The sequence below is a fragment of the Pelomonas lactea genome, assembly GCF_043555885.1.
GTDB lineage: Bacteria > Pseudomonadota > Gammaproteobacteria > Burkholderiales > Burkholderiaceae_C > Pelomonas > Pelomonas lactea.
This window is the reverse complement of the sequence record NZ_JBIGHX010000003.1, coordinates 525,475-547,341: the sequence shown is the minus strand read 5'-3', so window position 1 is coordinate 547,341 and position 21,867 is coordinate 525,475. Positions and strand designations below refer to the sequence as shown.

Sequence of the window (21,867 nt, the reverse complement as noted above, 5' to 3'; positions counted from 1 at the left end):
TTTGTGGCTCTGGGGAAGCGCGGCCATGGCGGCCGGCTCGCTCGCGGCTGCGCAGCCGCCGGCCGAGGGCGCGGGCGAGCTGAACGTGCTGCACTGGTGGACATCCACCAGTGAGCGCGCCGCCGCCAACCACGTGGCCGCGCGCATGGCCGAGAACGGCCTGAAGTGGGTGGACGGCGCCGTGGCCGGCGGCGGCGGCGGCCCGGCCATCAAGGTGCTGAACGAGCGCATCCTGCGCCGCATGGCGCCCAAGGTGGCGCAGCTCAACGGCCAGTCCATGACCGAATGGGCCGACATGGGCCTGCTGCTGGAGCTGGACGGCGTGGCCGCCCGGCGCAACTGGGCCAAGGTGATGTTCCCGCAGGTCATGGCGCAGGTGACGGTGCGCGGCCACGTCGTCGCGGCGCCGCTGGGCATCCAGCGCATCAACAACCTCTACCTGAACAAGACGCTGTTCAAGCGCCTGGGCATCGACCTGCCCGCCGACTGGGACGGCCTGGAGCGCGCCGCCGCCAAGCTGCGCGCGGCCGGCATCACGCCGGTGGCGTTCAGCGACGAGCCCTGGCAGGTGGCCACCGTCTTCGAGGCCCTGCTGCTCAGCGAGGCGGGCCCGGCGCTGTACCGCCGCATGATCGAGCAGCGCGACCTCGGCGCGTTCGACGACCCGGCGCTGGAGCGCGCGCTCAAGCGCCTGCGCAACTGGCGCAACCTCGCACTGCCGGCCGGTGCGGCCACCAGCACCGTCGGCGAGCGGCCGTGGACCGACGTCGTCGCCGACTTCGCCGCCGAGCGTGCCGCCATGCTCATCACGGGTGACTGGGCCCGCGGCGAGCTGGGCGCGATGGGGCTGGAGGGCGAGCGCGACTTCTCGTGCCGCGCCGTCCCCGGCACGGCGCAGGCCCATCTCTACAGCATCGACACGCTGGCCATGCTGGCCGGCAACGGCGGCACCACCGCCGACCAGGAAAAGATGGCCGAGCTGCTGGGCAGCGCGACGATGCAGCTGGGCTTCAACCGCATCAAGGGCTCCATTCCCGTGCGCCGCGACGTGCCGGTGGACGAGCTGGACCCGTGCGCGCAGCAGTCGTTCCACCTGTTCGCCAACCCCGCCACGCCGCGCGTGCCCAGCCTCGTGCACCGCATGGCGTTCGGCGAGGTGGGCAAGAACGCCATCATCGAAACCGTCCACCGCTTCGCGCTGGACCCGACCCAGACGCCCGCCGCCGCGCAGCGCAAGCTGCAAGGCCTGCTGCGCGCGCTGGCGCCGAAGAAGACCCCGTCATGACACCCCGCAAGATCCTCATCGTCGACGACGACCAGAAAATCCGCTCGCTGCTGAAGACCTACCTCGAGAAGAACCAGTACGAGGTGCTGCTGGCCCACGACGGCGCCAGCTTCATGGCCGAGTTCGAGCGCCACCGCGACGAGATCAGCCTGTGCATCCTGGACGTGATGCTGCCCGACACCGAGGGCTTCACGCTGTGCCAGTCGGTGCGCCGCCGCTCCGAGGTGCCCGTCATCATGCTGACCGCCAGCGCCGACGAGACCGACCGCATCGTCGGCCTGGAGCTGGGCGCCGACGACTACCTCGGCAAGCCCTTCAACCCGCGCGAGCTGCTGGCGCGCATCAAGGCCATCACGCGCCGCACGGGGCAGGACAAGCCGCGCGAGCCGCGCTACTACGCCTTCAACGGCTTCACGCTGGACCTGCTGGAGCGCAGCCTCATCGACCCCGACGGCGCGGCCACGGCGCTGTCGGGCATGGACTTCCAGCTGCTGAAGCTGCTGGTGGAGCACCCCGGCGAGGTGCTGGACCGCAGCCGGCTGGCCGAGGTGACGCGCGGGCGCGACCTCGGGCCGCTGGACCGGTCGCTGGACGTGCAGGTCAGCCGGCTGCGCCAGCGGCTGCGCGACGACGGCAAGCAGCCGGCGCTGATCAAGACGGTGCGCGGCTCGGGCTATGTGTTCTCCACCACCGTGACGCCCAAGCATGCTCCCTGAGGCCGAGCCGGCCCTGCCCGCGCGGCGCTGGCGGCAGCGCGCCAGCAGCTTCCTGTTCGACAGCCTGCAGGGCCGCTTCGTGCTGGCCATGCTGGGCGGCCTCGCGCTGGTGCAGCTGGCGGTCAACCTGGTCTGGTACAGCCAGGTGGAACAGCGCGTGAGGCGGCAGACCGAGCTGGCCGCGCACCACGTGGCCAGCGGTGCGATGGGTGCCGTGCGCGCACTGCGGGAGCTGCCGGCCGCGTACCGGCCGCTGCTCATCGAGCAGCTGCGCACCATGGGCGGCACGCGCTTTCTCGTCTTCTTCAACAACGCCGAGGTGAACGTCGCCCCGCTGCCCGGCCAGCCGATGGCGCGCATGCTGGAGCAGCAGGTCACGCACGAGTTGAACGCGCAGCTGCCCAAGGGCACACCGCTGCGCGTCGTGCTGGCCTCGCCGGTGGGCCTGGCCGTGTCGCCCGGCGGCGCGCTGCTCAGCGACCTGCCGGAGAGCTGGGTGGAGCCGTCGCTGATTGCCGCCGAGCGGCCCGCGCCCTTCCTCGTCATCCAGGCCGAGACCGAGCCGGGCCAGTGGCTGTACCTCAGCAGCACGCTGCCCGACCCCTACTTCCTGGAGCAGCTGGAGTTCTTCACCTGGCAGCGCCTGACGCCGCAGCTGCTGGCGCTGGGCTTGGCCGTGCTGCTGACGCTGATCGCCGTGCGCGCCATCACGCGGCCGCTGGCGGGCCTGAGCCAGGCGGCCGCGCGCGTGGGCCGGCGCGTGGCGCCCAAGCCGCTGCGCGTGAGCGGCACGCAGGAGGTGCGCCAGGCCATCGAGGCCTTCAACGACATGCAGGAGCGCATCCGCCGCTACATCGGCGACCGCGAGCGGCTGTTCGCCTCCATCTCGCACGACCTGCGCACGCCCATCACGCGGCTGCGGCTGCGCAGCGAGCTGCTGGACGACACCGCCGTGCAGGACGAGTTCCACGAGGACCTCGACGAGCTGGACATGATGGTGAAGACCGCGCTGCAGATCGTGAAGGACACCGACATCCACGAGAACCGCGCGCCGCTGCGCATCGACCTCGTGCTGCAGAAGATGGTGCGCGACGCCAGCATGGGCGGCCACCAGGTGGCGCTGCACAGCGAGCCGCTGACGGTGTTCGGCAAGCCGCTGGCGCTCAAGCGCGCCATCGGCAACCTGCTGGACAACGCGATGTTCTACGGCGAGGGCGAACAGCCCGTGGAGGTGAGCCTGGGCCGCGACGACGACGGCGCCGTGCTCGTCACCGTGCGCGACCACGGCCCCGGCGTGCCCGACGCCGCGCTGGCCAGGCTGGGCCAGCCCTACACACGGCTGGACCACGGCGCCGCGATGCGCAAGGAAGGGCTGGGCCTGGGGCTGTCCATCGTGCGCGAGATCGTGGCCGACCACGGCGGCACGGTGCGCTTTCGCAACCACCCAGAAGGCGGCTTCGAGGTCCGCCTGTCGCTCCCCGCGGCATGAACGTGAGCCCCTCGTCCAAGGCGTACCTTGGCCGATCCCCCGAGGGGATGGCGATGCTCGCGGCGTCGAGCCGCAAGCACATCGCCAAAGCGGGCCGGCTTGGGAGCGGCCCGGCGCTCGGCCCGCCAAGTTCACGACGCCCATGACCCGCTGACATGACCCCACCAAAACACATCGCCATCGTCGGCGGCGGCACCGCCGGCTGGATGACGGCCAACCTGCTGCGCCACCGCTGGGCCGCGCTCGGCGTGGCGGTCACGCTGATCGAGTCGGCCGACATCGGCACCATCGGTGTCGGCGAGGGCTCCACGCCCTTCCTGCGGCACTTCTTCCGCACGCTGGGCATTGCCGAGCGCAGCTGGATGCCCGCCTGCGATGCCACGTACAAATGCGGCATCCGCTTCCCCGGCTGGAGCACCGTGCCGGGCTACGAGAGCTACGTGCACCCGTTCTTCGGCGAGCCCGACCGCGAGCTGGGCAACCTGTTCTTCACCAACGCCTGCCTGCGCCGGCGCGGCCAGGCCGCGGATGCCAACCCGCAGGACTTCTTCCTCGCCGCCGAACTGGCCCGCCAGCGCCGCGCGCCCATCCTGCAGGCGGACGCCGGCCCAGGCACCGACTACGCCTACCACTTCGACGCCGGCAAGCTCGGCACCTTCCTGCGCACGCACGCCGTGGGCCTGGGCGTGCGCCACGTCGTCGACACCGTGGCCCGCGTGTCGCAGCAGGAGAACGGCGACATCGCCGCCGTGCACCTGGCCGGCGGCGCCTGCATCGAAGCCGACCTGTTCGTCGACTGCAGCGGCTTCAGAGGCCTACTAATCAGCGAAGCGTTGGGCGAGCCCTTCCACCCCTACCGCGACAACCTGTTCAACGACCGCGCCATCGCCATCCCGACGGCGCTGGCCGACGGCGAGGACATCCCGTCCGAGACCGTCTCCACCGCGCTGCGCCACGGCTGGGCGTGGCAGATCCCGCTGACCGCCCGCTACGGCAACGGCTATGTCTACAGCAGCGACTTCGTCAGCGACGACGAGGCCGAGCGCGAATTGCGCGCGCACCTGGGCCCTGCGGCCGAGGGCATGCCCGCGCGCCGCCTGCGCATGCGCGTGGGCCGCGTGCACCAGCACTGGCGCCAGAACTGCGTCGCCATCGGCCTCGCCCAGGGCTTCATCGAGCCGCTGGAGGCCACGGCGCTGATGCTGATCCAGCTCAGCGTGGAGCAATTCATCGCCGCGCTCGAAGACGACGGCTTCGGGCGCGCGCGGCAGGAAGCATTCAACGAGCGCGTGAACGCGATGTTCGAGGGCGTGCGCGACTACGTCGTGGCGCACTACCAGCTCAACACGCGGCACGACACCGACTACTGGCGCGCCAACCGCGCGAACCGCCACATCTCCGACCGCCTGGCCGGCCTGCTGGCCGTGTGGGATGGTGGCGGCGACTTCGAGGCCGAACTGGCGCGCCACGGCGCGGGGCTGATGTACCTGAGGCCGTCCTGGTACGCGCTGTTGGCAGGGATGGGTCGGTTTCCCGCGGGGCTGCGGGCGGCGCCGCAGGCGCTGACGGGGCCTCAGGCCAGGGCGCGGCTGGGGCAGATGGCGACGGCATTCGGCTCGCACCTCAGGCAGCTGACGGGCATGTGAGGCGGCTACGCCACCGGTTCAGATGCTTGGGCGCACCCAACGCGGCCCTCACTCAACTAGCGCGGTTGGGCTGGCATCATCAGGGCTCGAGATCAGCTGTTTTTCGTGCCGAAGGCATTTAACAGCACGCCGCTTTTGTCGAAGATTGAATGGCCGTTTCGCCCATCAAGTTTTCAAGGAAGTCTTATGAGTCAGTCATTTGCAGAACGCCAACACAGGCGTGTTGTGGCGCGGCCAAGCGGCTCAATCGGCGCAGGCGGTCTTCCGGGAACGCGTGCGGCCTCGCAACCACGATGATGATTGCCGCGCAGGAAGTTCAGTCGCAAGTCGAAGCCGTCTACGCGAGGGAGCGTGCACTCGGTTTTCTTTCCCTTGACGCACTGAGAAGCGACTGCACGTTTGCAGTTGTTGAGGCTCTGGCTGCTGGCGAAAGCCCTGAACTTCTCTCGTACTGTCCAGCGTGGCTTTTGTCGGAGCTCTACGCTTGGCTCAAAGCGTTCCACGACCAGGGCCACTTCGGGTTCATCTCGAACCTTGGCGAAGTGGATCACTCCCATCTCATGGCTGCAGTTGCGGCAGCCGTGCCCTTATCAACGGCATTTGGCCCGCGCGCGAACCTGCGAGCGCAAACCACTACACACCCTACTGGACGGGTTCACCTTCACTACACCTACTACGTCCACCCCACTCAAGGTACTCCCGTGCTTCATGGGCTGCATCGCGAGTACGCCGAAGACGGCGCCATTCGCGAAATCGAGTACAGAGACGGAGAACCGCTCGCCGGCTCACGCGCTTTCAATCCGGCAGGCGAACCTTGCGACACGCAGTGAGGCCCAACCGATCGCTGGAGCTGACTCACAGCGGCTGGTAGCGACTCAGCTTCAACGTTGAGTCACGGCTTTCCGCCTTCCAACTGCTGGCGTCAAATTCGAAGCGGTAGGAGGCAGCCGCGAGCAGGACGCCCGCAGCGCCACGGCGTGCGGCACGAGTCGAGCTCTCTACCTGAGAACCGCCGCCGGTCGGTAGGGAGCCGCTAGCCACAGCACCTACCAGCGTCGCAGCCGGCTGCCGAACAGCGCATAGAACAGGATCAGCCCGTACCACGGCAGCATGACCCAGTAGCCGCGCTGAGGCGTCCAGGCGTCGGCGAAGTGCCCGTACAGCATGGGGATCAGCGCGCCTCCCGCGATGCCCATGATGAGCAGCGCCGAGCCCGCGGCCGTGTACCTGCCCAGCCCCTCCAGCGCCAGCGGCCAGATGGACGGCCAGACCAGGGCGTTGGACAGGCCCAACAGCGCGAGGAAGAACACGGTGTCGGGCACGGCCGGCACGCCAGCCCAGCCGAGCAGCGCCTGCGAGAGGCCGCTCGAAGTCGTTGAGGACAGCGCGATGCCCAGCACGAAGGCGATGCCGGTGACGGCCGAGAACAGCAGTGCCGTGCGCTGCGACATGAAGTGCGGGATCAGCGCCACGCCCAGCAGGTAGCCCAGCACCATGAAGCCCATGGTGTACGACGTCAACACGCCGTAGTGCGCCACGCCCAGTTGCTGGCCGTACAGCGCAATGGTGTCGCCGGCGATGACTTCCACGCCCACGTAGCCGAACAGCGCCAGCGCGCCCAGCACGACCTGCGGATGCCGGAAAACGCCCCAGCGCGTGACTTCGCCGGACGCTGAAGCCGACGCGTCGGCCGACTCCAGTTCGGGCTCGCGCAGCGACGAGAAGTGGATCAGCGCCATGAAGGCCAGCAGGCCGGCGCCCATCGCCGCGTAGGGGAACACCAGGCGCTGCGCCAGCTCGGCGCGCAAGGCCTCGCGGCCGGCAGCATCCAGCGCAGCCATCGCGGGCTCGGAAAAGCGCTCCATGCCCGACAGCATCAGCGCCGTGAACACCAGCGGCACGACGATGCCGGCGCCCTTGTTGAACAGCCCCATGATGGAGATGCGCATGGCTGCGCTCTCGCGCGGGCCGATGCAGACGATGTAGGGGTTGATGGCCGTCTGCATCAGCGTCATGCCGCTGGCGAGCGTGAACAGCGCCAGCAGGAACACCGGGTACAGGCCCGACTTGGCGGCCGGGATGAAGCACAGCGCGCCCAGCGCCATGACGCCCAGCCCGGCCGTCATGCCGTTCTTGTAGCCGATGCGCGCCAGGATGGCCGCCGACGGCAGCGCCATGACCGTGTACGCGATGTAGAAGGCAAACGCCACCCACAGCGCCTGGAAGTTGTTGAGCTCGCAGACGATCTTCAGGAACGGGATCAGCGACCCGTTCAGCCAGGTCGCGAAACCCAGGATGAAGAACATCAGCCCGATGAAGAGCATGGGCAGCAGCACGCCCTGGCCTGCGGTGGGAGTGAGGGTTTTGGTGTGCATTGGAAAAGGCGTCACGCAGGAGATGGCGGCGGTTTGGCCGCGGGCCGAGCGCCGGGCCGCCCCAAGCCGGCCCGTGGGCGATGTGCGTGCGGCTCAACGCCGCACGCATCGCCGCCCCCTCGGGGGGCCGACTGGGCTGGCCCGCGTTCAGCGCGGCCAGACCGGGCGGGGGGCGTCAGAACTTTGCGCGCACGCCCACGCTGTAACGCGACCCGTTCTCGTACACACCCACGGGGATACCGTCCACCGTGTTGGACTTGATGACCTCGTTGTTGAGGTTCACCGCGCTGGCGTAGAGCGTGACCTGCTTGGTCACGTCCCAGCTGGCCGAGGCGTCCCACTGGCCGTAGGCGGCGTTGACGACCTGGCCGCCCATCTCGACGTTGCCGTAGCTCTTGGAGCGGTAGTTGTACGAGACGCGCAGGCTGATGGGGCCTTGCTCGTAGTAGCCGCTGAAGTTGAACTGGTCACGCGAGTTGCCCAACACCTTCAGGCGCGGCTGGCCGCTGACGGCGCCGGCCTTGGCGTCGGTGAACGTGTAGTTCACGACGGTGCCGAAGCCGGTGTTGCCGAAGGGCTGCTGCCACTGCAGCTCGAAGCCCTTGATGTCGGCGCCGTTGTCGGCGTTGTAGGGGCGCTCGATGGTCAGCGTCTCGCCACCCACCTGCTCGGACTTGGACGCCTTGTACGTGAACGTGTCCAGCTTCTTGATGAAGAAGGTGCCGGAGACCAGCGCCGCGTCGGCGTAGTACCACTCGGCGCCGATCTCGGCCTGGTTGGCGTGCACGGGCTTGAGCAGCGGGTTGCCGGCATAACCCTTGGACAGCACGGTGCCGTCGCGGCGCATGCCGGGGCTGAGCAGGTCGAACGTCTGGCGGGCCATGGCGCGCGACACCGAGCCGCGCACGATGACCTGCTTGCTCAGGTCGTACACGACGTTCAGGCTGGGCAGCGCGTCGGTGTAGTTGTTGCCGACGCTGGTGGGCGAGAAGCCGCCGCTGGCGTTGCCGAGGTAGCCGTCCGACGTCTGCTGCGTGCGCACGAAACGCAGGCCGAAGTCGCCGCGGAACTTGTCCACCGCGAAGTCCGCCTTGGCGTAGACGGCCGTGATGCGCTCCTTGATCTTGTAGGTCTCATTCAGCACGTCCTTGTACGTCATGGCCTTGTCGTACATCGGGATGGCCTTGCTCGCCACCAGGCCGTCGTCGAACCACGCGTACTGCGTCAGCGCGTCGGCCGTGGCGGCCTGCTGGCTCAGCCGCGGCGAGGCGCCGGTGGACAGGTCGGCCAGCGTGAACGACTGCCAGCCGGTGGAGCCCGGGCCGGCCGTGCCCTGCGTGCGGAAGTTCTTCAGCGTGTTGTTGCGCAGCTTGAGGCCGACCTTCACGGCCGTGATGGGGCTGTTGTCGATGTCCCAGGTCACGTCGCCCTGCGCGTAGTTCTCCTTGGCCTCCATGCGGCGGATGCGGTCGTCACCGGCCTTCAGTGTCAGCGCCTTGGGGTCCAGCGGGCTGATGTCCAGGTATTTCACGCCGTACTTGTCCGGGCCCAGGCTGATGGTGGTGCGCGTGTCGCCCTCCATCCAGAAGTGGCGGTCGTGCGAGCTGCCGCCCGAGCTGTTGGTGGTGCCCACCTGGCCGTGCAGGCGCAGGTTGCCGGCCTGGTAGCTGCCGTCCAGGTCCGCCACGCGGCTCTTGATGTAGCTCTGGCGGTAGATGGGCTCGAAGGAGACACCGGTCTTGGGGCCCACGGTGCCGCCGACGAGCGCCTTGCTGCCGTCGGAGGTGGAGATGAACTTCGGGTCGGTGACGCTGATGACGCCGCCCACCGCCAGGCCGCCGGCCTGCCAGAGGTAGTTCTGGTTGTTGTTGTTCATCTTCATGTCCGAATCCATCAGGTTCAGGACGATGTCGGTGGCCGGGCTGGGCTGGAACTGCAGCGCCAGGTTGGTGGTGGTGCGCTCGCGCTCCTGACGGAAGATGGCCGAGCCGCCGCCCCAGGAGGCGTAGGCGTTGGTCACCGCGCCGTTCTGGTCCTTGATGTCGTACTTGCCGTCGGAGAACTGCTCCAGGCCGTCGCGGCGCATGTGGCGCTTCTGGCTGCTCACGGCCAGCAGCACGCCGAAGGTCTTGTCGTCGCTCTTCCAGTTCAGCAGGCCCGAGACCTGCGGGTCGGTCTTGCCGGGCAGCTTGCTGTACATGGCCTCGGCCGAGGCCTGCAGCGTGAGCTGGTCCTTGAAGGCCAGCGGCTTGCGGGTCTTCACGATGACGAGGCCGCCGATGGAGCCTTCATCCAGGTCGGCCGACGGGCTCTTGAACACGTCCAGGCTGCCGACGATCTCGGACGGCAGCACGTCGTAGTTGAAGCTGCGGGTCTGCGGCTCGTTCAGCCACCACTCCGACGACGCCACGGCCTGGCCGTTGAGCTGCGTCATGTTGAGGTTCTTGTCCGTGCCACGCACGAAGATGGCCTTGCCCTCGCCCCAGATGCGGTCCACCGAGATGCCGGGCACGCGCTGCAGCGAGTCGGCCACGTTCTTGTCGGGGAACTTGCCCACGTCCTCGGCGCTGATGGAATCGACGACGCCCACCGCCTCGCGCTTCTCGGCGAGGTTCTTCTTCAGCGTCGCCCGCACACCGCGGATCTCGACGGTCTCGAGCTGCTGGTTGGCTTCCTGGGCGGCGGCGCCGAGGGCAATGCCCCCCAGCGACAGCGCGATGAGTTGGGGCAACAGGTTCTGCTTGAAGTGAGGCTTGGCCACGTAGGTGCTCCTGGGCAACGTTTTTGTCGGACAACAAGCGGCCTGACCCGTCGGCTGGTGCCATCGGGCTGGGCGCGTCTCTGGATTGGCCGGGCTGCGTTGTCTCTCGGGTCGTCAGGCCCAGGCCAGTGCCCGCAATCTAGCGGCGGCGCCCGTGGCCGGCGCGCCGCGTTGCGCTTTGAAGGACTTCATTGCGCCGACGTTACGTTGGCGCAAGACAAACGTCCGGGAAACCCGAACGTTCATGCCGGAATCCATCTCGAGGGCCCCTGAAAGGGCCGCGCTGGTATGCAACCAGCGCCCTCCCACAAGCTCGCCAGACTCGCCGCGGCCGCTGCACTGCCAGCCCTGGCCTCGACCGCCGTGGCAGCGCTGATCCACTTCCGCGCGGACAGCGGCGTGCAGCGGCTGACCGGCGGGACCGCGCCGGCCAACGCAACGCGGCCCCAGCCTCCAGCACGTGCCGCGCGGTGGCGGGCTGAAGGTCATCGCACGGCGTTGGTGCGCCGCACAAACGTAGACACGGCCAGCGCGTCCGGCGAGCCTTTTCTTTTCACTGTCTGAAGCCCATGTCAGCCATTTCTTAAGAAACCAGTTTGATACCTTAAAGCTTCATTTGAATACCTATTGCATACCAACCGGGAGATTCACAGAATCCGCTCACCTTTCACGAAGGAGCAAGCGAATGAATGGTTCCCGTTCCCTGCTGCTGGCCGGTGCCGGCTTCATGGTCGCCTCGGCGGCCTGGTCACACGGCTATGTGTCCAATCCGCCATCGCGCAGCATCCTGTGCAAGGAGGGCGGCAACAGCGGCTGCGGCGCCGTCCAGTACGAGCCGCAGAGCCTGGAGTACACGTCCGGCTGGCCCACCGGCGGCCCGGCCGACGGCAAGATCGCCAGCGCCAACAACGCCAGCTTCGGCAACCTCGACGAGCAGACCAGCACGCGCTGGAAGAAGACCTCCGTCAAGGCCGGCGTGACGCCCATCACCTGGACCTTCACGGCCAACCACGCCACCCGCAACTTCCGCTACTACATCACCCGCGCCGACTGGAACCCCAACGTCAAGCTCAGCCGCGCGTCGTTCGAATCCACCCCGTTCTGCACGCATGACGGCGGCGGCAAGCAGCCGCCCAAAGTGCTCACGCACAACTGCTCGCTGCCCGCGCGCAGCGGCTACCAGATCATCCTGGCGGTCTGGGAAGTCTCAGACACGGTGAACAGCTTCTACAACACGCTGGACATCGTCTACGACGGCAACCCGCCGCCCGTCACCTGGGCCGCCAAGGGCACGATCTATCCGTCGGTGGACCTGAGCGCCGGTGACAAGGTCAGCACGCGGGTGTTCGGCGCGGCCGGCGAACTGGCCCAGTACAAGACGCAGATCAGCATCGCGAACGTCAACGACGGCCTGCGCAACAACTGGGCCTACAACCTGGCCAGCCGCATCAACGCGGAACAGACCGTGCTGCGGGCCGGCCAGAAGGCGGCCGACGGCAGCATCAGCCCGGCCTATGGCCAGAACGAGGTCTACGTCCGCAGCGACAGTGGCCTTGAGCGCGTGGAGATCCAGGTCGACAAGGCACCGGCCGGCAACGTCGACCTGCTGGTCAGCGGCCTGAGCAGCGAGTACACCATCCCGGCTAGCGGTCCGCTGTCGATCAGCCTGAACGTGACGGCCGTCGGCGAGCTGGACGTGGCGGCCACGCTGCTGGACGCCGCGGGCACCAACAAGGGCCAAGCCACCGCCGCGCTGAACAACAGCGGCCAGACGCTGGTCGTGCCGGTCAACCAGCCGGCTGCCGGCACCTACAGCATGGTCGTCAAGGGCACGCCCAGGGCCGGCGGCACGGTGCTGCAGAAGACCTACGCCGTGACGCTGAAGGCCGGTGGCGGCACCTCGCCGAGCTACGACTATGTGTTCCCGAACGGCCTCGCCAGCTACAAGGGCGGCACCAAGGTGCTGGCCAGCAACGGCAAGGTCTATGAGTGCAAGCCGTTCCCGTACGAAGGCTGGTGCCGCGTGTGGAGCAGCAGCAACAACGCGTACGAGCCGGGCGTGGGCGCGAATTGGCAGGACGCGTGGATCGCACGCTGAGCGCGGCACACGCCACTGACGAAGGCGGCCCGCACGGGCCGCTTTTTTTGTGGCGCGCCGGCGCCGATGTGGCGCCGGCGCCCGGCCGCATCAGCTTGCCGGCGTGATGACGCCGTCGCAGGCGCCAAAGCCGATGCGGCGAAAACCCGGCTTCTGCGCGAACGCGCGCAGCCCCAGCGTGTCGCCGTCGAGCACGAAGGTGCGCTGCTCGCCGTTGGGCAGCGTGATGGGCTGCTTGCCGCCCAGCGTCAGCTCCAGCAGCGAGCCGGCCTCCTCCGGCGCCGGGCCGCTGATGGTGCCGGTGCCCAGCAGGTCGCCGGGCTGCAGGTTGCAGCCGTTGCTGGCGTGGTGGGTCAGCATCTGCGCGAGCGACCAGTAGGCATGGCGCAGGTTGGAGCGCGACAGACGCGTGGGCTCGGCCATCGCGGGTGTCTTGAACCAGACCTCCATCTCGATGTCGAACGCGGCGTTCGCACGGTGCGCGGGCGAGTCGAGGTAGGGCAGCGGCTGCGGGTCTTCGGCCGGCCTCGTGAACGGGATGCGGAACGGCGCCAGCGCCTCCATCGTGACGATCCACGGCGAGATCGTCGTGCCGAAGTTCTTCGCCAGGAACGGGCCCAGCGGCTGGTACTCCCAGGGCTGGATGTCGCGGGCCGACCAGTCGTTCAGCAGCGTCAGGCCGAACGCGTGTTCGTCGGCCTCGTCGATGGAGAACGGCTCGCCCAGCGCGTTGCCGGGGCCGACGAACAGGCCCAGCTCCAGCTCGCAGTCCACGCGGGCGCTGGGCTTGAAGACGGGCGCGTCGGCGTCCGGCGGCTTGACCTGGCCCTTGGGCCGGCGCAGCGGCGTGCCGCTGACGACGATGGAAGAGGAGCGACCGTGGTAGCCGATGGGCACCCACTGGTAATTGGGCAGCAGCGGGTTGTCCGGGCGGAACAGGCGGCCGACGGCGCGGGCGTGGTGGATGCCGGTGTAGAAGTCGGTGTAGTCGCCGATGCGGCAGGGCAGCGCGAATTCGGCCTGGGCCTGCGGCAGCAGCTCGACCTCGGGCGCGCCGGCCTTCAGCGTGTCGAACAGGCGATGGCGCAGCGCGCGGCGCTCGGCGCTGGGGCGGGCCATCACGGCGTTGAGGTCGGCGATGCCCCAGGCGCTCAGGTCCAGGATCTGGTCGCCGATGCCGACACCGACACGGAAGGGCTCCAGCGTGCCGGCGCGGCGGAACGAGCAGAACGGCAGGTTCTGCAGCGGGAAGTCGGTGGCGGGGTCGTTGGCGGACGCGACCCAGGAGAGGGCGGCGGCGTCATGGGTGTGATCAAGCATGGAAGTGGTCTTTCAGGTCGCGCCAGCAGTCGGCGTAGGTCGTCTCGAGTGGCGCGTCGTTCATCGCCCAGGCCGTGGGCTTCAACGGCCAGCGCGTCTCGAACATGAAGGCCAGCGTCGCGTCCAGCTTGTGGGGCTTGAGCTCGGCACCGCTGGCCTTGTCGAAGGCCTCGGCGTCGGGGCCATGCGGCACGTAGCTGTTGTGCAGGCTGGCGCCGCCGGGCTTGAAGCCCTCGGGCTTGGCGTCGTACTGGCCCAGCACCAGGCCCATGAACTCGCTCATCACGTTGCGGTGGTACCAGGGCGGGCGGAAGGTGTCCTCGGCCACCATCCAGCGCGGCGGGAAGATGACGAAGTCGACGTTGGCCCAGCCGGGCGTGTCGCTGGGGCTGGTGAGCACCGTGAAGATGCTCGGGTCCGGGTGGTCGAAGCTGACGGTGTTGATCGTCATGAAGCGCGCCAGGTCGTAGCGGTAAGGCGCGAGGTTGCCGTGCCAGGCGACAACGTTGAACGGGCTGTGCGGCTGCGTCGCCCGCCACAGCTGGCCGCCATGGCGCTTGACGATCTCGTAGGCGCCGGCCTCTGCGCCGCCCGCCGGGCCGCTCCCAAGGGCGGCGGCGCCCCCTCGGGGGGCAGGAGGCGTACCCGCCGACGTGGGGGCCTCATCTTCGTGCCAGGCGGTGGGCGCCTCGAAGTCGCGCGCGTTGGCCAGGCCGTTGGAGCCGATGGGGCCCAGCTCCGGCAGGCGGAACGCGGCACCCAGGTTCTCGCAGACGTAGCCGCGCGCGGGCAGGTCCAGCGGGTCCACCTTGAACGCCATGCCGCGCGGCAGCAGCGCGATGAAGCCGGGCGCCACCTCCAGGCGCCCCAGCTCGGTGGTGATGAGCAGCCGGCCCTGCTGCGGCACGACGAGCATCTCGCCGTCCGCATTGACCAGCGCGCGGCGGCCCATGGGGCGGGTGGCGACGAAGGCCAGCGCCGTCATGCCGCCCACACCGGGCTCGCCGTTGACGGCGTAGCTGCGCAGGCCGTCGATGAAGTCGCCGTCGCTGACGTCCAGCGGCGTGGGGCCCCAGCGCAGCGGGTCGGGCGGCGCGGCCTCGCCGTGCGCGGCGCCGCTCTTCCACGTCGCATGCGGCAGCGGCCGGTAGCCGCCCACCACCACCGACGGCTGGCGGCGGTACAGCCAGGTGCGCTGGTTCTCGGCGCGCGGCGCGGTGAAGGCGCTGCCGGACAGCAGTTCGGCATACAGGCCATGCGCGCAGCGCTGCGGGCTGTTGCGGCCCACGGGCAGCGCGCCGGCATGGGCCTCGCTCTGGTGCTGGTTGCCGAAGCCGGCCAGGTAGTTCAGGTCATTCATGGGGTGCGTGGGTGTGATGCGCGAGCGCGAAGGCCTGCCGAAGCACCTCGCGGTCGCCGATGTGGTTGCACAGGATGAGGGTCAGCCGCGCCAGCCAGTCGGCCGCGGCTTCATCGGACAGGTCGGCCTGCGCGGCGATGAACTCGGCGTAGAAGGCATCCGCCTCCCCACCAAAATTTGGGGTCAGAGTCAATTTAGACATGCGTCCTCCCGAGCGCGCGGGCCAGCGCCTGCTGGACGGCGGCGGCGTCGAAGCGATGCCAGCGCGCGGCGACGATGGCGTCGGGCCGCACCAGGTAGACGCTACCCGGCGCCGCGCCGTAGCGCCGTGCAGCCAGACCGTCGGCCGGCAGCGTGAGGACGCGCAACCCCGGCAGTTCCACCGCCCAGCCGAAGGCCAGCAGCGCGAAGCCGCCGGCCAGCGCTTCCAGCAGCCAGCCGCCCTCCTCCAGCGGCGCATCGGGCGCAGGCCAGCCGGGCGCGGGGCCGGCGGCCCAGTGCGCGTCGTCGGGCGTGCTGAGCGGCGATGCCAGGTGCTCGGTGGGCAGCGACAGCCGCCCGCTGTTGACCAGCGGCTTGGCGAAGTCGGCATGCGCGGCCAGGTCCAGCACGGCCTTGCGCAGGCGGCGGCTCAGCGCGGTCTTGGGGCTGATGAAGTCGGTGGCGCGCGTGGAGTGGCCGATGTTGTCGTCCGCAGCTTCCATGCGCTCGAACTCGTAGGCGTCGAGCAGGCCCTCGCCGCCCTCCCCCTTCAGCACCGCCGCGAGCTTCCAGCCGAGGTTGTCGGCGTCCTGCACGCCGCTGTTGGCGCCGCGCGCACCGAACGGCGAGACCTGGTGCGCCGCATCGCCGGCCAGCAGCACGCGGCCCACGCGAAAGCGCTCGGCGCGCCGGCAGGCGAACTGGTAGATGGACGACCAGGCCAGCTCGAACGGCGCGCCGTCCAGCATGGCAGCCACGCGGCGCTGGATGCGCTCGGGCTGGCGCTCGGCTTCCACGTCGGCATCGCGGCCCAGCTGGAAGTCGATGCGCCACAGGCCGTCTGCCTGTGCATGCAGCAGCACGGACTGCCCGGGGTGGAACGGCGGGTCGAACCAGAACCAGCGCTCGGGCCGGGCCGGGTCCAGCCCGCGAGGCCGCGCGCCGGGCGCCAGGCGCACGTCGGCGATCAGGAAGCGGTCCTCGAACACCTGGCCCGCGAAGCCCAGGCCCAGCAGCGTGCGCGTGGGGCTGCGCGCGCCGTCGCAGGCCGCCACCCAGTCGGCGCGCATGTCGAACAGGCCGTCGGGCGTGCGCACGGTGAGCGTCACGCCCTGAGATGGGTCATCGGCGTCCTGCTCCAGCCCGATCAGCTCGTGCCGCCCGCGCAGCTCGATGCGCTGCTCCAGCTGCACGGCGCGCACCAGCCGCGCCTCCACCTGGTCCTGCTGCAGGTTGACCATGGCCGGCATCTTGTGACCCGCCTCGGGCAGCAGGTCGAAGTGATAGGCCTCGCGCTCGCCGTGGAACACGCGGCCGCGCTGCCAGCGCACGCCCTCGCGCGCCACGGCCTCGCCCACGCCGAGGCGGTCGAACACCTCCAGCGTCTTCTTGGCCCAGCAGACGGCGCGCGAGCCGCTGCCGATGTGGTCGCTGTCGTCGATGACGACAACGGGCACGTCGCGCCTGGCCAGGTCCAGCGCCAGCGTGAGCCCCACCGGGCCGGCACCAACGATGACGACCGGCCGGCGCTGCGGCTGGCCGGCGCGCTGCTCCAGGCTCTGGTGGTAGGGGTAGCGGGGCAGGTCCATCGCGGTCAGGCGCCTTCGAGGGCCTTCCACATCTGCACATCGCGCTCGGCCGTCCAGATGCGCGGGTGCGCCGTGCCGCCGGCCTCGTCGTAGGCGCGGGTCACGTCGAACGGCATGCAGTGGTCGAAGATGACCCAGTGCCCGTACTTGGGCCGCAGCGATTCAAGAGTGCGCTGGTAGACGGCCTTCAACGCCTCCCCCGCCTGCACACCGGCCTGCACGGCCGCGTACAGCTCGCTGACGAAGGCGCGCGTGCCGGCCAGCCCCGCGGCCACCTGCTCCGCGCCCTTCAGCGCCGGGCCGCGACCGGGCACCAGCGCGGCGGCGTCCAGCGTGGCGATGGCGTCCAGCGTGGCCGGCCAGTCGGCAAAGTGCGCATCGCCGCAGTACGGCGTGGCGTCGAACTCGACGAGGTCGCCGCTGAACAGAACCCGCTCGCCCGGCAGCCAGGCCACCGTGTCGCCTGCCGTGTGGCCGCGGCCGGGCGAGAACATCTCGACCTTGACGCCGCCCAGGTCCAGCGTCAGCCGGCCGCTGAACGTCAGCGTCGGCCAGGTCAGCCCCGCCGGCACCGACTCGACGTTGCGGAACAGCCGCGGGAAGCGGCCGATCTCGCTGGCCTTGTCCTGCTCGCCGCGCTCCTGGATCAGCGCCAGCGTCGCATCGCTGGCGATCACCTGCTCCAGGCCCTCGGCCTTGAACGCCGACGCGCCCAGCACCCGCACCGCGTGGTAGTGGCTGAGCAGCACGTACTTGATGGGCACCGCGCTGACCTCGCGGATGCGGCGGATCACATCGGCCGCCATGACCGGCGTGGCCTGGGTGTCGATGACCATGGCCGCATCGCGGCCGATGACGATGCCCGTGTTGGGGTCACCCTCGGCCGTGTAGGCCCAGGCGTGTTCCGAGAGGCGCTCGAAGGTGACCTGCTTCTCTTCCAGGTCCGCCTGCGAGGCGAAGGCTTTGGTCGTGCTCATGGCATCTCCGGCTGCGGGCCTGAAATTTATCCTATTCCAAATGAATTCAGCAATATAGAATTTTTGCCATGAAAGAACCGCGCGGCATCCAGAGCATCGAGGTGGGCGGGCAGCTGCTGCTGGCACTGGCCCACCACGGCCGGCCCATGGCGCTGAAGGACCTGGCCCGCGAGGCCGGCATGACGCCCGCCAAGGCCCACCCCTACCTGGTGAGCTTCATCAAGCTGGGCCTGGTGGAGCAGGACGGCGGCAGCGGCCCGTACGGCCTCGGCCCGCTGGCGCTGCAGCTGGGCCTGATCAGCCTGCAGCAGTACGACCCCGTGCGGCTGGCCACGCCGGTGATCGAGGAGCTGGCGCTGCGGCTGGGCCACACGGTGGCCATCGCCGTGTGGGGCACGCGCGGCCCCACCATCGTGCGCGTGGCCGAAGGGCCCACACCGGTGCACATCAGCATGCGGCACGGCACGGTGATGAGCCTGGCCGGCACGGCCTCGGGCCGGCTGTTCGCCACCTGGCGCCGCGAGGACGCCGCCATGCTGGGCGAGCCGCTGCCGGACGACGCCGCCACCGCGGCCGTGCGCGAGGCCGGCCTGGCGACGTCGCGCGACGGCGTGGTGGCTGGCGTCAGCGCGGCCGCGGCGCCGGTGTTCGACGCGGCCGGCCGGCTGGTGCTGGCGCTGACGGCCATCGGCCCCAGCGCCAGCTTCGACACCGCGCTGGACGGCTCGCTCGCAGCCGCGCTGCGCGAGGCGGCCGGCCAGCTGTCGCGGCGCCTGGGCCACTGACGGCGTCACCCGCGCCGCAAGGCCGCCGACAGGATTCTTTTGGCAATCTCGCGCAAACTAATTTTGCAAATCCATTGCCACCGGCGCGGGTCATTTCATTCCCGCAAGTCAGCCATTTATCAAACCACCCAGCACAAATTATCCGCGACCCACCGGAAAAATAACAAATGGGCGCAAAAATACTTACAAACATTGCTGTGTCGCGAAGCAATGTGAAAATGCTTCTCCATTTGGCAAAACACATCACCGTCGCACCGCAACATTGCGCAGCGTCTGCCAAAAACTCTTTTTTAATCAATGGATTAGCGAGCCACCCCAAAAGCTCGCAGGCGCTACCAGCGCCGCCTGGGACATTCCCTAGTCCCATCGGGTTTTTACTGCCCAGGAAAATTTGTCAGCCAGCCAGCACCCCGACCGGGACCGCTTTTTTGGCTGAACCCTTTGGCAAACCACCCGCTTGCCAAGACTTCCTGGAGCAGAAATGCATAAGCAAACCCGAATCGCCGCCGCGGTCCTGATGACCGTTGGCGGTTTCAGCGCTTGGGCGCAAACCCCGTCGGACGCCCCGACCACCCAGATGGAGCGCGTGACGATCACCGGCTCCGCCATCAAGCGCCTGGACGCCGAGACCGCCGTGCCGGTCACCGTGTTCCGCATGAAGGACATTCAGCAGCAGGGCCTGACCACGGTCGAGCAGATCCTCGGCACGCTGACGGCCAGCCAGGCCTCGCTGGGCACCAGCCAGGCGGTGGGTTCGTCCACCGGCGGCGCCTCGTTCGCCGACCTGCGCGGCGTCGGCGCCAACAAGACGCTGGTGCTGCTGAACGGCCGCCGCATCGCGAACAACGCGTTCGACGGCTCGGCACCCGACCTGAACATGATCCCGATGGCGGCCATCGACCGCATCGAGGTGCTGCGCGACGGCGCGTCGGCGCTGTACGGCACGGACGCCATCGGCGGCGTCATCAACTTCATCACCCGCAAGGAATACCAGGGCGGCACGGTGACCGTCGGCGCCGAGGTGCCGCAGCACGCCGGCGGCAAGTCGCAGAGCGCCAACGCGGGCTTCGGCTTCGGCGACCTGGAGACCCAGGGCTTCAACGTGCTGGGCTTCGTGGACTTCCAGAAGCAGGACCGCATCAACGGCAGCCAGCGCCCGTTCAACACCCGCTATGACGGCGGCATCTCCGGTTCGCCGTCGCCGGGCAACTACTACCAGGACCCGGACGTCTGGTACAACCCCGCCGCCCCGGACTGCAAGAACGGCACGTTCATCATCCCAGCCGGCGACGGCACCTCGTGCTACATGACGACGTCCAACTTCGTGGACTACATCCCGAAGACCGAGCGTGTCTCCGGCATGATCAAGGGCGAGCTGAAGCTGGGCGCCGACCATGTGCTGGGCGCGGAGTACTTCGTCACCCGCAGCAACGTGAAGACGCTGATCGCGCCGGTGCCCTTCGGCTTCCTGCCGATGAACCGCCTGCGGCCGGACGGTACGCCCAACCCCTACTTCCCGACCAACGCGGCGCTCGACCCGGCCTTCAACGGCGTCAAGCCGGACAACTCCGACGGCCTGGTCGGCGAGACCGTGACCGACGGCGGCGCCACCATCCAGCCGGGCTACGTCATCGCCCGCTGGCGCGACATGCCCAACGGCCAGCGTGGCGACAGCAACACCAACACGCAGCAACGCCTGACGCTGTCGCTGGAAGGCAATATCTCCGGCTGGGACTATGCGGTCGGCATCAGCCGCAACCAGAACAAGGTCGACGAGAAGCTGATCAGCGGCTACGCCAACGGCCCGCTGATCTATGAGGGCGTGCTGACCGGCGTGATCAACCCCTTCGGCGAGCAGAGCGCCGCGGGCCAGGCGCTGCTGGACAAGGCCGGCGCTGCGGGCCTGATCCTGTTCGGCAAGGGCACCACCACCAACATCGACGCACGCGCCAGCCGCGAGGTGGGGGACTGGTTCGGGGCCGGCCGCCAGGCCGCGCTGGCCGTGGGCACGGAGTTCCGCAAGGAGAAGTTCGTCCAGCAGGCCAATTCCGACTACGCCACCATCGTCGTCGACTCCACCGGTATCGACCCGGCCACGTACAGCGCCGGCTCGCGCAAGGTGTCGGCGGTCTACAGCGAATTGAATGTGCCGCTGCTGAAGTCGCTGGATGTCACGGCGGCTGTTCGCTACGACAAGTACAACGACTTCGGCAACACCACCAATCCGAAGTTCAGCTTCCGCTTCCAGCCCCTCAAGGAGGTGCTGGTGCGCGGCTCCTACTCGACCGGCTTCCGCGCGCCATCGCTGTACGAGTTGAACGCCGCGCAGACCTACACCAACTCCGGCACCGTCAACGACCCGCTGCTGTGCCCCACCGGCACGGGCAGCCCGGCCGTCTGCAAGGCGCAGTTCATGGTGCTCAACGGCGGCAACCTGGAACTGCAGCCCGAGAAGAGCAAGAACGCCACGCTGGGCCTGATGGTGCAGCCCATGCCCAACCTCAGCGTCGGCCTGGACTTCTGGTGGGTGCGACTGAAGAACCAGATCGGCGTCATCGGCGACGACTCGCTGTTCAAGCCGGAAAACTACGCGCTCTTCAGCCAGTATTTCTACCGCAACGCGAGCAATCAGCTCTCCACCAACGGCAACCAGTGCCCCGGTGCGAACTGCGGCTATGTGGACGTGCGCCAGCAGAACCTGGGCGGCGCCAACACCAACGGCATCGACATCACCGCCAACTACCGCCTGAACACCGGCGTGGGCACGTTCACGCTCGGCATGAACAGCACCTACGTCGCCAAGTTCGAATACCAGGACTTCCGCAACGGCCCCTGGAACCAGAACGTCAACGTCTACTCGGGCACGGGCCCGGTGTTCCGCTGGCAGCACACGCTGACGGGCAACTGGAGCAAGGACGATTTCGCAGCCGGCGCCACGCTGCACTACAAGTCGGGCTACTTCGACGTGCTGACGAAGGACTACGGCCCCAACAACGTCGCCAACTACGCGACGCTGGATGTGTTCGGTTCCTGGAAGCCGATGAAGGGCGCCACGCTGACGCTGGGCGTGCACAACCTGACCGACCGCGACCCGCCGCTGAGCTACCAGACGCAGGTCTTCCAGGCCGGCTACGACCCGCGCTACGCCAGCGCGATCGGCCGCGCCTACTACGTGCGCGCGTCGTACGACTTCTGAGCGCGAGGAGCGCCAGGCATGCGAAGGGGCCCCTCGGGGCCCCTTTTTTTCATGCGGACTGTGCCGCCG

General features: G+C 68.9%; 15 protein-coding genes. 8 read left to right on the top strand and 7 right to left on the bottom strand.

Annotated elements, in window-relative coordinates:
- The first annotated feature begins 25 nt into the window (after positions 1-25).
- From ACG04Q_RS11000 to ACG04Q_RS10980, 5 genes are all read left to right on the top strand, one after another.
- The gene (locus ACG04Q_RS11000; protein WP_394510968.1) at positions 26-1,285 is read left to right on the top strand and encodes an ABC transporter substrate-binding protein; all 1,260 of its coding nucleotides are present in this window, start codon (positions 26-28) and stop codon (positions 1,283-1,285) included.
- Positions 1,282-2,001, top strand: a complete 720-nt coding sequence (locus tag ACG04Q_RS10995; protein WP_394510967.1) for a response regulator — start codon at positions 1,282-1,284, stop codon at positions 1,999-2,001. The genes ACG04Q_RS11000 and ACG04Q_RS10995 overlap by 4 nt, the downstream gene beginning before the upstream one ends.
- A complete protein-coding gene (locus ACG04Q_RS10990; RefSeq protein ID WP_394510966.1) occupies positions 1,991-3,490 on the top strand; it encodes an ATP-binding protein in 1,500 nt (499 codons plus the stop codon). The genes ACG04Q_RS10995 and ACG04Q_RS10990 overlap by 11 nt, the downstream gene beginning before the upstream one ends.
- Before the next feature lie 155 nt (positions 3,491-3,645).
- Positions 3,646-5,136: a tryptophan halogenase family protein gene (locus tag ACG04Q_RS10985; RefSeq protein WP_394510965.1), complete on the top strand. Its 1,491-nt coding sequence runs from the start codon at positions 3,646-3,648 to the stop codon at positions 5,134-5,136.
- A 149-nt stretch (positions 5,137-5,285) separates the two neighbouring features.
- Positions 5,286-5,966 carry a hypothetical protein gene (locus ACG04Q_RS10980; RefSeq protein WP_394510964.1) on the top strand — a complete coding sequence of 227 codons (681 nt, stop codon included), beginning with the start codon at positions 5,286-5,288 and terminating at the stop codon, positions 5,964-5,966.
- Between the two features lie 216 nt (positions 5,967-6,182).
- Here ACG04Q_RS10980 and ACG04Q_RS10975 read toward each other — a convergent pair whose 3' ends face one another.
- Positions 6,183-7,511, bottom strand: coding sequence for a sugar MFS transporter (locus tag ACG04Q_RS10975; protein ID WP_394510963.1), 1,329 nt, complete (start codon positions 7,509-7,511; stop codon positions 6,183-6,185).
- Between the two features lie 175 nt (positions 7,512-7,686).
- Positions 7,687-10,272, bottom strand: a complete 2,586-nt coding sequence (locus ACG04Q_RS10970) for a TonB-dependent receptor (protein ID WP_394510962.1) — start codon at positions 10,270-10,272, stop codon at positions 7,687-7,689.
- 685 nt (positions 10,273-10,957) lie between these two features.
- Here ACG04Q_RS10970 and gbpA point away from each other — a divergent pair.
- Complete coding sequence (gbpA, locus tag ACG04Q_RS10965) at positions 10,958-12,370, top strand: N-acetylglucosamine-binding protein GbpA (RefSeq protein WP_394510961.1); 1,413 nt, start codon at positions 10,958-10,960, stop codon at positions 12,368-12,370.
- Positions 12,371-12,460: 90 nt separating this feature from the next.
- Here the strand turns inward: gbpA and fahA are convergent, their stop codons facing one another.
- Genes fahA through ACG04Q_RS10940 form a run of 5 tightly spaced genes read right to left on the bottom strand, consistent with a single transcriptional unit; the run spans position 12,461 to position 17,817 of the window.
- Positions 12,461-13,690 (bottom strand): fumarylacetoacetase, encoded by a 1,230-nt coding sequence (fahA, locus tag ACG04Q_RS10960; RefSeq protein ID WP_394510960.1) that lies wholly within the window; start codon positions 13,688-13,690, stop codon positions 12,461-12,463.
- Positions 13,683-15,050 (bottom strand): homogentisate 1,2-dioxygenase, encoded by a 1,368-nt coding sequence (locus tag ACG04Q_RS10955; protein WP_394510959.1) that lies wholly within the window; start codon positions 15,048-15,050, stop codon positions 13,683-13,685. Before ACG04Q_RS10955 ends, fahA begins: the two co-directional genes overlap by 8 nt.
- On the bottom strand, positions 15,043-15,252 hold the full coding sequence (locus ACG04Q_RS10950) for a DUF2783 domain-containing protein (RefSeq protein ID WP_394510958.1): 210 nt from the start codon (positions 15,250-15,252) through the stop codon (positions 15,043-15,045). Before ACG04Q_RS10950 ends, ACG04Q_RS10955 begins: the two co-directional genes overlap by 8 nt.
- Positions 15,245-16,840, bottom strand: coding sequence for an FAD-dependent oxidoreductase (locus ACG04Q_RS10945; RefSeq protein WP_394510957.1), 1,596 nt, complete (start codon positions 16,838-16,840; stop codon positions 15,245-15,247). Before ACG04Q_RS10945 ends, ACG04Q_RS10950 begins: the two co-directional genes overlap by 8 nt.
- A 5-nt stretch (positions 16,841-16,845) precedes the next feature.
- Positions 16,846-17,817, bottom strand: coding sequence for an MBL fold metallo-hydrolase (locus ACG04Q_RS10940; protein ID WP_394510956.1), 972 nt, complete (start codon positions 17,815-17,817; stop codon positions 16,846-16,848).
- Between the two features lie 68 nt (positions 17,818-17,885).
- On the opposite strand from ACG04Q_RS10940, the gene ACG04Q_RS10935 reads away from it, so the two are divergent.
- Both ACG04Q_RS10935 and ACG04Q_RS10930 read left to right on the top strand, forming a co-directional pair.
- The gene (locus ACG04Q_RS10935; protein WP_394510955.1) at positions 17,886-18,602 is read left to right on the top strand and encodes an IclR family transcriptional regulator; all 717 of its coding nucleotides are present in this window, start codon (positions 17,886-17,888) and stop codon (positions 18,600-18,602) included.
- Positions 18,603-19,083: 481 nt separating this feature from the next.
- Positions 19,084-21,798 (top strand): TonB-dependent receptor, encoded by a 2,715-nt coding sequence (locus ACG04Q_RS10930; RefSeq protein WP_394510954.1) that lies wholly within the window; start codon positions 19,084-19,086, stop codon positions 21,796-21,798.
- Positions 21,799-21,867: the final 69 nt, after the last annotated feature.